General features: G+C 70.8%; 12 protein-coding genes. 8 read left to right on the top strand and 4 right to left on the bottom strand.

Going from position 1 to position 13,732, the window contains the following annotated elements:
* The 5 genes from WML84_RS07245 to WML84_RS07225 form a co-directional block, all read left to right on the top strand.
* A partial coding sequence (locus WML84_RS07245) for a hypothetical protein (protein WP_347345471.1) occupies positions 1-527 on the top strand: 527 nt, incomplete at its 5' end.
* Positions 528-882: 355 nt separating this feature from the next.
* A complete protein-coding gene (locus WML84_RS07240) occupies positions 883-1,473 on the top strand; it encodes a TetR/AcrR family transcriptional regulator (RefSeq protein WP_347345470.1) in 591 nt (196 codons plus the stop codon).
* A gap of 41 nt (positions 1,474-1,514) precedes the next feature.
* Positions 1,515-3,251, top strand: coding sequence for an ABC transporter ATP-binding protein (locus WML84_RS07235; RefSeq protein ID WP_347345469.1), 1,737 nt, complete (start codon positions 1,515-1,517; stop codon positions 3,249-3,251).
* Positions 3,248-5,230: an ABC transporter ATP-binding protein gene (locus tag WML84_RS07230; RefSeq protein ID WP_347345468.1), complete on the top strand. Its 1,983-nt coding sequence runs from the start codon at positions 3,248-3,250 to the stop codon at positions 5,228-5,230. Before WML84_RS07235 ends, WML84_RS07230 begins: the two co-directional genes overlap by 4 nt.
* A 41-nt stretch (positions 5,231-5,271) precedes the next feature.
* Positions 5,272-6,219, top strand: coding sequence for a diacylglycerol kinase family protein (locus WML84_RS07225; RefSeq protein WP_347345467.1), 948 nt, complete (start codon positions 5,272-5,274; stop codon positions 6,217-6,219).
* A gap of 33 nt (positions 6,220-6,252) precedes the next feature.
* Here WML84_RS07225 and WML84_RS07220 read toward each other — a convergent pair whose 3' ends face one another.
* Together WML84_RS07220 and WML84_RS07215 are read right to left on the bottom strand one after the other, a co-directional pair.
* Positions 6,253-7,383: an acyl-CoA desaturase gene (locus WML84_RS07220; protein ID WP_347345473.1), complete on the bottom strand. Its 1,131-nt coding sequence runs from the start codon at positions 7,381-7,383 to the stop codon at positions 6,253-6,255.
* 206 nt (positions 7,384-7,589) lie between these two features.
* Complete coding sequence (locus WML84_RS07215) at positions 7,590-7,793, bottom strand: cold-shock protein (protein WP_347345466.1); 204 nt, start codon at positions 7,791-7,793, stop codon at positions 7,590-7,592.
* 163 nt (positions 7,794-7,956) lie between these two features.
* Between WML84_RS07215 and WML84_RS07210 the strand changes: the two genes are divergently transcribed.
* The 3 genes from WML84_RS07210 (at position 7,957) to WML84_RS07200 (ending at position 12,071) form a co-directional block, all read left to right on the top strand.
* Positions 7,957-8,451 (top strand): A24 family peptidase, encoded by a 495-nt coding sequence (locus tag WML84_RS07210; protein WP_347345465.1) that lies wholly within the window; start codon positions 7,957-7,959, stop codon positions 8,449-8,451.
* 27 nt (positions 8,452-8,478) lie between these two features.
* On the top strand, positions 8,479-9,486 hold the full coding sequence (locus WML84_RS07205; protein ID WP_347345464.1) for a YihY/virulence factor BrkB family protein: 1,008 nt from the start codon (positions 8,479-8,481) through the stop codon (positions 9,484-9,486).
* Between the two features lie 143 nt (positions 9,487-9,629).
* Positions 9,630-12,071 carry a glycogen/starch/alpha-glucan phosphorylase gene (locus WML84_RS07200; RefSeq protein ID WP_347345472.1) on the top strand — a complete coding sequence of 814 codons (2,442 nt, stop codon included), beginning with the start codon at positions 9,630-9,632 and terminating at the stop codon, positions 12,069-12,071.
* Positions 12,072-12,077: 6 nt separating this feature from the next.
* On the opposite strand, the gene WML84_RS07195 is transcribed toward WML84_RS07200, so the two are convergent.
* Both WML84_RS07195 and WML84_RS07190 read right to left on the bottom strand, forming a co-directional pair.
* A complete protein-coding gene (locus tag WML84_RS07195) occupies positions 12,078-12,950 on the bottom strand; it encodes an EamA family transporter (RefSeq protein ID WP_347345463.1) in 873 nt (290 codons plus the stop codon).
* Between the two features lie 37 nt (positions 12,951-12,987).
* Positions 12,988-13,719: a glutamine amidotransferase gene (locus WML84_RS07190; RefSeq protein WP_347345462.1), complete on the bottom strand. Its 732-nt coding sequence runs from the start codon at positions 13,717-13,719 to the stop codon at positions 12,988-12,990.
* Positions 13,720-13,732 lie beyond the last annotated feature (13 nt).

Here is a 13,732-nt window from a genome sequence, read left to right as displayed (position 1 = left end):
CGACCACGGTCTCGTCGCAGGCCGGCGACGCCTCGCGCACGGCCGACCGAGACGACGACCGCGGCGCCGGCGAGCGTCGCGACGCCGGCGGCGCGACGGCGGATCTGCCGGCATCCGACGCCGCGTCTCTGCGCGACGCGGCGACGGCCGCCCTGTCGGCGTCGGGCGGGTCGGGCGTGAGCTCGATCGACGTCGAGCCGGGCGGCTACGAGATCGAGGTGCGGCTCGACGGCACGACGGATGCCGACGTGTTCGTCTCCGCGGACGGGACCGTGTCGGCACCGTACGACCGCGACGGCGACCCGACCCCGGAGCCCGAGCTCGACCTCGCGCGGATCGAGCGCATCGTGGCGGCGGCGCAGGAGGCGGCGTCGTCCGTGGCCACGGGTGTGGTCGTCGACTCGATCTCGACGTCGGACGACCGGGGCGTCGCCTTCGAGGTGACCTTCCGCGACGGACGCGGCGGCGAGGTCGAGGTGGCGCTCTCCGACGACCTCGCGGTGGTCGCCACGGACGTCGACGACTGAGCGGTCCTCCGTCGCATCGGCGACGGAAGAGAGAAGCCCTCTCGAGGAGTCCAGCCCCAGCTGGAGACCTCGAGAGGGCTCGCCATTCTTTTCCCGGATGGCACGGGAGCTGCGACTGTGTCGCGGCATTTCACGGCTGTCTACCCCAGTATGCAGCCGGCGTCTCGGGTACAGAAGAGACTGTAGCGCGCACGTCCCTTGTCCACCAAATGGGGGACAAGACTGATTGCTGAGTGTTTGCTGAGAATGGCGGCGAGGCTGATCGCGGGGTGGAACGGGCCCGCACATCCCGCACTATCTGAGTGAGTGCTCACTCAGTTACACTGGTGCGATGCACGAGTCGAGACGGCGAAGGATGACGCGCGACGAGCGGCGCGAGGCGATCGTGGACGCCACGATCCCGCTCCTCACCGCGCACGGGCGCGAGACGACCTCGAAGCAGATCGCCGAGGCGGCCGGCGTCGCCGAGGGCACCATCTACGCGGTGTTCGACGACAAGGAGGAGCTGATCTCCGCGTGCGTGCACCGCTGCCTCGACAGCACGACGATGGCCGCCCGGATAGCCGGGCTCCCGCGCCAGCGCGCCCTTGCCGACCTGATCGACCGCCTCATCGAGCTGACGCAGCAGCGCGTCGCCGACACGTTCGCACTGCTGAGCGTGCTGCGCATCCGTCCCGGCGACGGTCGGCTGCCCGACCGCCGTTCCATGCACGACGAGGCGGTCACCGACGCGATCGCCGACCTGCTGCTGCCCTACCGCGACGAGCTGCGCGTCGCGCCGCGTCGCGCCGCCCAGGTGATCCGCCGCACCGCGTTCGCCATGACGCATCCCATGCTCGCCGGCGGCGAGCCGTGGACGCCCGCGGAGATCCGCGAGCTGCTGCTGCACGGCATCGCCGTGCCCGAGATCTCCACGGCGCCCGAATCCGCGCTCCGCGCACACTGACCGCTCCGACGCACACATCCACCGAGAGGAAGAAGCGGGCCATGCTGCTCCGACTGCTCATCCGATACCTCAGGCCCTACTGGCCGCTGCTGCTCGGCGTCGCCGCGTTCCAGGGACTGCAGGCGTGGGCGACCCTCGCGCTGCCGGCGCTGAACGCCGACATCATCGACCACGGCGTCGCCAAGGGCGACACCGGCTACATCCTCGCCACCGGCGGGTGGATGCTGCTCATCACGCTCGGGCAGGTGATCTGCACCGTCACGGCGGTGTTCTTCGGGGCCCGCGTCGCGATGGCCGTCGGCCGCGACCTGCGCCGCGACGTGTTCCGCCGGGTGGGCGCGTTCTCGGAGCGCGAGGTGTCGAGCTTCGGCGCGCCGAGCCTCATCACCCGCTCCACGAACGACGTGCAGCAGGTGCAGATGCTCGTGCAGATGACGTGCACGCTGTTCGTCTCCGCGCCCATCCTCGCGATCGGCGGGGTCGTGGCCGCGATCCAGATCGAGCCCGGCCTGAGCTGGCTCATCGCGGTGTCGGTGCCGGTGCTGCTGATCGCCGTCGGGCTCATCGTCACGCGCATGGTGCCGCTGTTCCGGGTCATGCAGAAGCGCCTCGACCGCGTCAACGCGGTCCTGCGCGAGCAGCTCACCGGCATCCGCGTGATCCGGGCCTTCGTGCGCGAGCCGCTGGAGACCGACCGCTTCGACGTCGCGAACGTCGAGATCACCGACACGGCGACGCGGGCCGGCAACTACATGGCGCTCATGTTCCCGATCGTGATGGCCGTGCTGAACGTCTCCAGCGTCGCGGTGCTGTGGTTCGGCGCGTTCCGCGTCGAGAACGACGGCATGGAGGTGGGCACGCTCTTCGCGTTCCTGCAGTACCTCATGCAGATCCTGATGGCCGTCATGATGGCCACGTTCATGTTCACGATGATCCCGCGCGCGGCGGTGAGCGCGGGCCGCATCGGCGAGGTGCTCGACACCGCGTCGTCGGTCGTCGCACCCGTCGCGCCGGTCACGGCGCTGCGCTCGCACGGCACCGTCGAGCTGCGGAACGTGTCGTTCTCGTACCCCGGCGCCGAGCAGCCGGTGCTGCGCAACCTCGACTTCCGGCTCGAGCCGGGCACCACGACGGCGGTGATCGGATCGACCGGCGCGGGCAAGACGACGCTCGTCAACCTGCTGCCGCGGCTGTTCGACGCCACCGAGGGGGCCGTCCTCGTCGACGGCGTCGACGTGCGCGAGCTCGACCCCGACGTGCTCGCCGCGCGCATCGGCCTCGTGCCGCAGAAGCCGTACCTGTTCGCCGGCACGATCGCCTCGAACCTCCGATACGGCGATCCGGATGCCACGGACGCCGAGCTGTGGCACGCGCTCGAGGTCGCGCAGGCCCGCGACTTCGTCGCCGCGATGCCGGACGGGCTCGAGTCCGTCGTCGCCCAGGGCGGCACGAGCGTGTCGGGCGGCCAGCGCCAGCGCCTCGCGATCGCCCGCGCGCTGGTCAAGCGCCCCGAGATCTACGTGTTCGACGACTCGTTCTCGGCCCTGGACGTCGCCACCGACGCGAGGCTCCGCCGAGCGCTCGACCGCGACGTCGGCGACGCCACACGGTTCGTGGTGGCCCAGCGGGTGTCGAGCATCGTCGACGCCGACCAGATCCTGGTGCTCGAGCACGGCGAGATCGTCGCGCGCGGCACCCACGACGAGCTGCTGCAGATCTCGGAGACCTACGCCGAGATCGTCGCCAGCCAGCTGAGCGCCGAGGAGGCCGCAGCATGAGCGCCGCAGACCGCGACCGGCAGACCGCCCCCGTGGCGACGCAGCCGCGTCCCCGCGCCGGCGGCGGACCGTTCGGCGGACCGCAGCTGCCGGCACAGAAGGCGATGCAGTTCGGCCCCAGCGCGAAGCGGCTGATGGGGCGTCTCCGCCCCGAGGCGTGGCCGGTCGTGCTCGTCACGGTGCTGGCGATCGTCGGCGTCGTGTTCGCCGTGCTCGCGCCGAAGATCCTCGGCCAGGGCACGAACATCATCTTCGAGGGGTTCATCTCGTCGCAGCTGCCGGCCGGCACCACGAAGGACCAGGTGATCGCGGGACTGCGGGCGCAGGGCAACGACCAGCAGGCCGACCTCGTGTCGTCGATGGACCTGCGCCCGGGCGAGGGCATCGACTTCGGCGCACTCGGCACGGTGCTCCTGATCGTGCTGGGCCTGTACGTGCTGTCGGCGCTGTTCCTGTGGCTGCAGGGGTTCGTGCTCAACGGCGCCATCCAGCGGACGATCTACCGGCTCCGCTCCGACGTCGAGGACAAGATCAACCGCCTGCCGCTGTCGTACTTCGACCGGCTGCAGCGCGGCGAGGTGCTCTCGCGCGTCACCAACGACATGGACAACGTGTCGCAGACGCTGCAGCAGACACTGTCGCAGGCGATCACGTCGGTCTTCACGATCGTCGGCGTGATCGTGATGATGTTCGTGATCTCGCCGCTCCTGGCCCTCGTCGCCCTCGTCACGATCCCGCTCACGATGTTCGTCACCGTGGTGATCGCCAAGCGCTCGCAGCGCATGTTCGTGGCGCAGTGGCGGCACACCGGCGAGCTCAACGCGCGCATCGAGGAGACCTACACGGCGCACGCGATCGTGAAGGCGTTCGGTCGCCAGCGCGACGTCGACGCGGCGTTCGACGCGAAGAACGACGAGCTGTTCGCGGCGTCGTTCGGCGCCCAGTTCGTGTCGGGCATCATCATGCCCTCGATGATGTTCATCGGGAACCTCGTGTACGTCGCCATCGCCGTCGTGGGCGGGTTGATGGTCGCCGGCGGCACGCTGCTCCTCGGCGACGTGCAGGCGTTCATCCAGTACTCGCGCCAGTTCACCCAGCCCCTCAGCCAGCTGGGGTCGATGGCGAACCTGCTGCAGTCGGGCGTGGCATCCGCCGAGCGCATCTTCGAGCTGCTCGACGCCGAGGAGGAGACTCCCGACCCGGCGGATCCCGAGGCGCCGCCGGCGGCCGCGGGCGGCGCGCGCGTCGCGTTCGAGGACGTGTCGTTCCGCTACGAGGCCGACAAGCCGCTCATCGAGCACATGGACCTCGTCGCCGAGCCGGGGTCGACGATCGCGATCGTCGGCCCGACCGGAGCCGGCAAGACGACGCTCGTGAACCTGCTCATGCGGTTCTACGACGTGGATGCCGGGCGCATCACCCTCGACGGCGTCGACGCGCGCCGCATGACGCGGGACGAGCTGCGCGGCCGCACCGGCATGGTGCTGCAGGACACGTGGCTGTTCGAGGGCACGATCCGCGACAACATCGCGTACGGGCGGCCGGACGCCACCGAGGAGGAGATCCACGAGGCGGCCGTCGCCGCGTACGTCGACCGGTTCGTGCACGCGCTGCCCGACGGCTACGACACGGTGCTCGACGACGAGGCGGGCAACATCTCGGCGGGGGAGCGCCAGCTCATCACGATCGCGCGCGCGTTCCTGGCCCGCCCGCAGGTGCTCATCCTCGACGAGGCGACGTCGTCGGTCGACACGCGCACCGAGGTGCTCGTGCAGAAGGCGATGCAGCGGCTGCGCGCCGACCGCACGAGCTTCGTGATCGCGCACCGGCTCTCGACGATCCGCGACGCCGACGCGATCGTCGTGATGGAGCACGGCTCGATCGTCGAGCAGGGGTCGCATCGCGAGCTGCTCGCGGCGAAGGGCGCCTACTGGCGGCTGTACGAGTCGCAGTTCCAGCACGCGATCGACGAGGCGTGACCCCCATGGCCCGACGCCGGCTCGTCTGGAAGGATCCGGGCATGGACGCTCTTCGGATCGGCATCGTGTGGAACCCGTCGAAGACCTCGAAGGAGGAGCTCGAGAGCGGGCTGACGGATGCCGCGGCATCCGCCGGCGCGGAGCCGCGGGTCACGTGGTGGGAGACCACTCCCGACGACGCCGGCCAGGGGGCGGCCGCGAGCGCGCTGGCGGACGGCGCCGACGTGATCGTCGCCGCGGGCGGCGACGGCACGGTGCGCGCGGTCGCCGAGCACCTCGCGCACGAGGAGGCCGACGCGGAGCTCGGCATCGTGCCGCTCGGCACCGGCAACCTCCTCGCCCGCAACCTGGGGGTGCCGCTGGACGACCTGCCCGCCGCGTTCGGTCGCGTGCTCGCCGGCACGGCGCGACCGGTCGACGTGGGCTGGGCCGAGGTCGACCTCGACGGCGGCACCGAGCGGCACGCGTTCGCGGTGCTCGCGGGCTTCGGCATCGACGCGCACATGATCGCCGAGACCGACGACGACCTCAAGGACAAGGCCGGCTGGCTCGCCTACGTCGAGTCGCTCGGCCGGGCGTTCACGGCCAGCGAGGTCATCGACCTCCGTCTCGCCGTGGACGACGGGGAACCGGCCGACGCGCGCGCCCATACGGTGCTCGTCGGCAACTGCGGCATGCTGCAGGCGGGTGTGACGCTGCTGCCCGACGCCGATCCCTCCGACGGCGAGCTGGACCTGCTCGTCCTGAGCGCCGACGGTGCCGTGCAGTGGCTCGACACCATCCGCAACCTGGTGTGGGACAACGGCATCCGGCGCCTGCTCACCGGGACGAACGGCACCGAGAGCTCCGACAGCGCCGCGCACGGCCGCGTGCGGCGGCTCCGCGTCGAGCTCGGAGAGCCCCGCGTGTTCGAGATCGACGGCGAGGACCTCGGCGAGACGCAGCGCGTGACGATCACCGTGCAGCCCGGAGCCGTCCGCATCCGCTGAGGCGGGCGGCGCCGTCGGCGGGACGCGGCCGGGTCAGACCCGGCGGTACTGCGCGGCCATCGGGCAGTCGAACGGGTCGCGGGCGGCCAGCCCCACGCGGTTGAGGTGCTCGATGACGATCGCGTACGAGCGCAGCAGCGACGTCTCGGTGTACGGCACGTCCAGCGCCTCGCAGTGATCGCGCACGATCTCGCGCGCCTTCGACAGGTGCGGCCGCGGCATGCTCGGGAAGAGGTGGTGCTCGACCTGGTGATTGAGGCCGCCCATGAGCCACGTCGCCCACCAGCCGCCTCGGATGTTGCGCGACGTGTAGACCTGCTTCGAGAAGAAGTCGAGCTTGGCGTCCTCGGCGATCACGGGCATGCCCTTGTGGTTGGGCGCGAACGAGGCGCCCATGTAGACGCCGAAGACGGCCAGCTGCACACCCAGGAACGCGAAGGCCATGCCGAGGGGCAGGAACAGGAACAGCGGCACGAGCAGGACGGCCCAGCGCGCCGCGATGATGCCCAGCTCCGTCCATCGGCCCTTGACCTGTCCCGGCGACAGGAGGTGCTTGAGCCCCAGATAGTGCAGGTTGAGCCCCTCGAGGGTCAGCAGGGGGAAGAACAGCCACCCCTGTCTGCGGGTGATGAGCCGGATGAGGCCGCGGGACTGCGCGGCGTCCTCCTCGAGGAACGAGATCGTGTCGACCTCGATGTCGGGGTCCTTGCCGACCCTGTTCGGGTTGGCGTGGTGGCGGGTGTGCTTCGCGTCCCACCACGCGTAGCTCATCCCGACCACGCCGGCGAGGATGCGGGCGAGCCGGAAGTTCGCCGGTCCGGAGGCGAGGATCTGCCGGTGTGCGGCCTCGTGGGCCAGGAAGGCGATCTGCGTGAGCAGGATGCCGAGCGCACCGGCGATCAGGAGCTGGAACCAGCTGTCGCCGAGGAGGACGAACCCGGCCACGCAGCCGGCGAGCCCGAGGAGCAGGGCGCCGCCGACGAGCGCGTAGAAGCCGCGCGTGCGGGCCAGCAGCCCCGTCTCACGGACGACCTGCGACAGCTGCGTGTACGCGCGCGTCATGTGCGGGAACGTCTCGGTGCCGGCGTACGTCTGACGCACGCGTCCGAGCGTGGATGCCGGGGCGGTGAGGGTGGAGGAGGCGATGGCGCTACCCGTTTCGATCGGCCACGACGCGTGCGTGGTCAGTGCGGAGCCATGGGCGGTCGCCGATCGCTAGGCCCACCGTACCCGTCCGCTCATGCGCGCAGAGGCATGCGGTCCGGATGCCCGGTGTCCTCCCAGGCGGTGCACGTCGGGCCGGCGAGGCAAGAAGATGCCCGGTGGCCGGCGGCACACGGCCGCCGTGCCACCGGGCACGTTCAGGAGGATCAGATCACGCGGATGCTGGTGGCCTGGAGGCCCTTCTGACCGCGCTCGGTGTCGAACTCGACCTTCTGCGCGTCCTCGAGGTTGCGGTGGCCGGTGCCGACGATCGCGCTGAAGTGGGCGAACACGTCGGCGGAGCCGTCGTCGGGTGCGATGAACCCGTATCCCTTGTCGGAGTTGAACCATTTGACGGTGCCGGTGGCCATGACGTCATTCCTTCGGTGTTGAGGGCCGCCGGAGCGGCCCGTAGACCGGCGTCGATGAATCCGACGCCGGGGGCTTCACCGTACCCCACCGCGGCTGTGGACAGTCTCGACGGAGGGGCGGGTCGGATGGCTACGCTGGCGCGATGACCGACCGGGCGCACGCGTGAACGCCGCCGCGAGCGGCATCCTTCCCGCCGTCCTGACGATCGCGGCCTTCGCCGTGTTCGCCGTCGTCGGCGTGCGGCTCGCCGCGATCGACGTGCGCGAGCACCGGCTGCCCAACCGCCTCGTGCTGCCGCTGTACGCCGTCGGGCTCGTCCCCGCCGCCGTGGCGCTCGCGGCGGGGGAGCCGACGGCGTCGCTCCGGGCGCTCCTGGCCGCGGCGGCGCTCTTCGCGTTCTACTACGTGCTGCACCGCGCGGGCGGCGGCATGGGCGCGGGCGACGTCAAGCTGGCCGGCGCGATCGGTCTCTTCCTCGGTGTCCTCGGCTGGACCGAGACGATCCTCGGCGCGGTCGCCGGCTTCGTCCTCGGCGGCCTCTGGAGCCTCGCTCTCGTCGCCGCGCGACGCGCCGGCCGCGGCACGCGCATCGCCTTCGGGCCGTTCATGCTCGCGGGCGCCTGGGGCGCGATCGCGTGGTCGCTCCTGGCCTCGTGACCGCGCACGGCAGGTATCGTGGCCGCCATGGCCGGACCGAACCTCCTCCAGCGCGTCATCGCCCGGGCCCTGACGCTGAAACCGGTGCGGGCGTTCCTGCGGTACTCGGAGCATCGCGGCCCGACGCTCGCCGACAGCGTCACCTACCGGGCCCTGTTCAGCATCTTCGCCGGCGTGCTGCTCGGCTTCTCGATCGCGGCGCTGTGGCTCGCCGGCAATCCGCAGGCGTGGCGCGCGCTCATCGACGCGGTGGATGCCGCCATCCCCGGCCTCGTCGGCGACGACGGGATCATCAAGCCGTCGTCGATCGAGGCGCCGGGGGGCCTGTCGATCGCGACGGCGGTCTCGCTCGTCGGTCTCGTCGGCGCGGCGATCGGCGCCATCGGGTCGTTGCGCATCGCGATCCGCACGATCGCCGGCACCGTGTCGGACGACGTGCTCTGGTACTGGGTGCTGCTGCGCAACCTCGCGCTCGCGGTGGGCATCGGCGGTGCGCTCGCCGCGTCGGCGGCGGTCACGTTCTTCGGCACGGCGGGCGTGGGGGTCGTCATCGGCTGGCTGGGCCTTCCCGGCGATCACGTCCTGGCCGCCACCGCCTCCCGCTCGGTGGCGGTGCTCGTGACCTTCCTCCTCGACGCCGCGATCATCGCGGTGCTGTTCCGCGTGCTGTCGGGCATGACCGCGCGCGGGCGGGCGCTGTGGAGCGGCGCGCTGGTCGGCGGTCTCGGCCTCACGGTGCTGCAGCAGCTGTCCGGGCTGTTCGTCGGCGGTGCGGCATCCAACCCCCTCCTCGCCTCGTTCGCCTCGCTCATCGCGCTGCTGCTGTGGGTGAACCTGTCGGCGCAGGTGATCCTGATCGCGTGCGCCTACATCGTCACGGGCGTCGAGGAGGGCGCCGACCGGGTGCGCGCACGGCACGGCGCGTCGACCTTCGCGCAGCGTCGCGTGCGGAGCGCGGAGGACGCCGTGGCCGCCGCGACCGAGGAGCTGCGCCGCGCGCGCGAGGCTCGCGCGGCCGAGCTCGACCGCTCCTGAACGACGCGCGCACGCGTGTTGCGTTTTCGCGCATCCGCCGAACGGCATGTACCTTCCTATCTGTGCCCGAGAACGCAACCGCACCCGCTGCCCCTGTCGACGCGCATCCCACCGGCGCCACGCACCCGATCGCCCTCGCCCCGGTGACCGGCCCGCCGAGCTCCGTCGACGGCTTCGTCCGCCAGTTCCTGCTCAACCTGAACTTCGACCGCGGCGTGCCGCTCTCGGCGTCGAGCACCACCGACCAGTACACCGCCCTCGCGTACACCGTGCGCGACTACCTCATGGCGCGCTGGCTCGAGGATCTCCGCCGTCAGCGCGAGACGCAGTCCAAGGGCGTCTGCTACCTCTCCGCCGAGTACCTGCTCGGCCGCCAGCTCGACAACAACCTCATGGCCGCCGGTCTGACCGAGATCGCGACCGAGGCGATGGCCAAGTGCGGCCTCGACCTCAACGAGCTGCGCGCGCAGGAGGTCGAGCCCGGGCTCGGCAACGGCGGCCTCGGCCGCCTCGCCGCGTGCTTCATCGACTCCCTCGCGACGATGAGCGTGCCGAACATCGGCTACGGCATCCGCTACGAGTACGGCATCTTCCGCCAGACGTTCGTCGAGGGCCAGCAGGTCGAGCAGCCCGACGCGTGGCTCACGCTCGGGTCGCCGTGGGAGTTCCCGCACCCCGAGGCCGCCCAGACCATCTCGTTCGGCGGCCACACCGAGACCTACGACGACGAGGGCGTGACGCGCACGCGCTGGATCCCGGCGTGGAACGTGTCGGCGGTGCCCTACAACTACATGGTCCCCGGCTACCAGAACGGCCGCGTCAACACGCTCCGCCTGTGGAGCGCGAAGGCGACCGACGCCTTCGACCTGCGCATCTTCAACTCGGGCGACTACGCCGAGGCCGTCCGTGCCCAGACCTACGCCGAGAACATCTCGAAGGTCCTGTACCCCGAGGACTCCACGCCGCAGGGCAAGGAGCTGCGCCTGCAGCAGCAGTACTTCTTCGTCGCGGCATCCATCGCGGACTTCATCAACCGCGTGCTGCCGGCCGACTACGACCTCGCGAAGCTGCCCGAGCGGGTCATCTTCCAGCTCAACGACACGCACCCGGTCATCGCCGTGCCCGAGCTCATGCGCGTGCTCGTCGACGAGAAGGGCATGGCGTGGGCGGATGCCTGGGCCATCACCCAGCAGTGCTTCGCCTACACGTGCCACACCCTCCTGCCCGAGGCGCTCGAGGTGTGGCCGGTCGACCTCCTCGGCCGCCTGCTGCCGCGCCATCTGGAGATCATCTACCGCATCAACGACGAGTTCCTCGACGCGGTGCGCGAGCAGTTCGGCGACGACGAGATGCGCATTCGCAACATGTCGATCATCGCCGAGCACCCCACCCGTTCCGTGCGCATGGCGTACCTGGCGACCGTCGCGGGCGCGAAGGTCAACGGCGTCGCGGAGCTGCACTCGCAGCTGCTGCGCGACAAGGTGCTGCCCGACTTCAACGAGTTCTTCCCGGGCAAGTTCACGAACGTCACCAACGGCGTCACGCCGCGCCGTTTCATGCGCCTGGCCAACCCCGCGCTGTCGGAGCTCATCACCGATGCGCTCGGCCCCGCGTGGCTGACCGACCTCGACCGCCTCCGCGAGCTCGAGGTGTACGCCGAGGACCCCGAGTTCCGCGCGAAGTTCGCCGAGGTGAAGGCCGCCAACAAGCGGCGCCTGCACGAGGTGCTGCGCGCGCGCGACGGCTTCGAGGTCAGCGACGGCCACATGCTCGACGTCATGGTCAAGCGCCTGCACGAGTACAAGCGCCAGATGCTGAAGCTGCTGCACGTCGTCACGCAGTACGAGAACATCGTCTCGGGCAAGCTCGCGGCATCCGACGTCCAGCCGCGCACCGTGATCTTCGGCGCGAAGGCGGCGCCCGGCTACGCGATGGCCAAGCGCATCATCCACCTCATCAACGCCGTGGGCTCGGTCGTCAACGACGACCCGCGCGTCGAGGGGCGCCTGAAGGTGCTGTTCCCGCCGAACTACAACGTCACGCTCGCCGAGCGCGTCATCCCCGCCGCCGACCTGTCCGAGCAGATCTCGCTCGCGGGCAAGGAGGCCTCGGGCACCGGCAACATGAAGTTCGCGCTCAACGGCGCGCTCACGATCGGCACCGACGACGGCGCGAACGTCGAGATCCGCCAGCTCGTGGGCGACGACAACTTCTTCCTCTTCGGCATGAGCGAGCCCCAGGTCGAGGCGCTGTGGGAGAAGGGCTACCGCCCGAGCGAGTTCTACCAGTCCAACGACGACCTGCGCCGGGCGATGGACCTCATCGCCTCGGGGGCGTTCTCGAACGGCGACCGCTCGACCTTCGAGCCGATCGTGTCGAACCTGCTCTACGACGACCGCTTCATGGTGCTCGCCGACTACGCGTCGTACATCGCCGAGCAGGCGAAGGTGGATGCCGCCTACGCGGACCAGGATGCCTGGACGCACGCCGCGATCCTCAACGTCGCCCGCTGCGGGTTCTTCTCGTCCGACCGGTCGATGCGCGACTACATCGACCGCATCTGGCACACCCCGCCGGCGTACTGAGCGGCGTCAGGTCGTCTGGGGCGGCGTCTCGGGTGCGAGCGCACGGGTGCCGCCCCGTTGGGCGGCCGCCCCGGCGACGACCACCAGGGCGATGCCGGCCAGCTGCACGACGGTCGGGGTCTGACTGAGGATCAGCAGCCCGATCACGATGCCGAACGCGGGCTCGATCGCGAGCAGCGTGCCGAACGCCGTGTGGGTCATGCGGCGCAGGGCCAGCATCTCGAGGCCGAACGAGATCACCGGGGCGATGAGCGCGATGCCCGCCGCGAGGAGGACCGTGCCCCACGTCGGGTCGCCGCCGACGACCTGGGGGAGGCCGAAGGCGGTCGTGACGACCGCGGCGACGGGGATCGTGAGCGCGAGCCCGCTGATCCCCGAGAACCGGTCGCCCACCAGCTGCGTGAACACGTTGTAGAGGCCCCAGCACGTGCCCGCGAGCGCGGCGAAGCCGATGCCGACGAGGTCGATGCTCCCGTGCCACGGCTCGGTGAGGAGCACCACGCCCGCGAGAGCGAGGGCCGGCCAGGCCAGGGCGGCCCGCCGCCGGCTCGTGAGCCCCGCGACGGTGAGCGGGCCGAGGAACTCGATCGCGACGGCGGTGCCGAGCGGGATGCGCTCGACCGCGCCGAGGAAGAACGTCGTCATGAGCCCGGTGACGGCGCCGAGGGCGAGCAGCATCGGCAGGTCCGCGCGCCGGATGGAGCGGAGCGACGGCCGCACGATCGCCCAGAGGATCATGGCGCCGAAGCACATGCGCAGCCATGCGGTTCCCGCGGCGCCGACGTGCTCGATGACCTCGACCGAGAGCGCGTTGGAGAGCTGGATCAGCAGCATCGCCGCGACGGCCAGCGACCAGGCAGGGACTTTCGATGCACTCACAAGTGCATCATAATGCACTATGGGTGCGGAGGCGGTGTCAGCGCGCGTAGCGCGTCGCGAAGGCGCGCAGGATGCGGCCGGTGTGGGCGACATGGAGGCGGCGGACGGCCTCCAGCGTCAGCTCGAGCTCGTGCGAGGCGAAGTACCCGTGGTCGGCGTAGGCGTGGATGCGCGTCGTGATGCCGTCGACGTCGAGCTCGGGGTGGAACTGGGTGGCGTAGACGTTCCGGCCCACCCGGAACATCTGGACGGGGCACGCGGCGCCGCTCGCCAGCAGCGTCGCGGACTCCGGCAGGCGCGACACCGCCTCCTTGTGGCCGACGAACGCGGCGAACGTGTCGGGCATCTCGGCGAGGAGCGGATCGGCGCGCCCGGCCTCGGTGCGGGTGACCTCGATCACGCTGATCGGCTCGCGGTGCGTGTCGTCGATGACGGCGCCCTGGTGCACGCCGAGCGTGCCGACGCCGTAGCACGCGCCCAGGAACGGGAAGTCGCGCGCGACCACCTGGTCGAGGAGCGCGCGGAACTCTCCCTCGACGCGATGCTGCACGGGCGACTTCTTCTGCGGCGGGTCGGAGGCGTTGAACGGGCCGCCGCCGACGAAGATGCCGGACAGGTCGTCGAGGTCGACGTCGGGCATCGGGCCCGACTCCAGGCGCACGCGCACGAGCTGGTCCTCGGTGAGCCCGGAGTACTTCAGGAAGAGCTGGTACTCCTCGTCGGCGGGGACATCCTCGGCGCGCGTGGCCAGCAGCAGGAACGGCTTCACCAGAGGATTCTAT

The organism is Microbacterium sp. (assembly GCF_039812165.1).
In the GTDB taxonomy this organism is placed as follows: Bacteria; Actinomycetota; Actinomycetes; order Actinomycetales; family Microbacteriaceae; genus Microbacterium.
This window is presented reverse-complemented; position numbering and strand designations above follow the sequence as displayed.

Bases quoted from the DNA above. Each gene is read 5' to 3' on its own strand.
- WML84_RS07215 (WP_347345466.1), bottom strand. From the start codon at position 7,793: ATGGCCACCGGCACCGTCAAATGGTTCAACTCCGACAAGGGATACGGG.
- WML84_RS07235 (WP_347345469.1), top strand. From the start codon at position 1,515: ATGCTGCTCCGACTGCTCATCCGATACCTCAGGCCCTACTGGCCGCTG.
- WML84_RS07230 (WP_347345468.1), top strand. From the start codon at position 3,248: ATGAGCGCCGCAGACCGCGACCGGCAGACCGCCCCCGTGGCGACGCAG.
- WML84_RS07205 (WP_347345464.1), top strand. From the start codon at position 8,479: ATGGCCGGACCGAACCTCCTCCAGCGCGTCATCGCCCGGGCCCTGACG.
- WML84_RS07240 (WP_347345470.1), top strand. From the start codon at position 883: ATGACGCGCGACGAGCGGCGCGAGGCGATCGTGGACGCCACGATCCCG.
- WML84_RS07225 (WP_347345467.1), top strand. From the start codon at position 5,272: ATGGACGCTCTTCGGATCGGCATCGTGTGGAACCCGTCGAAGACCTCG.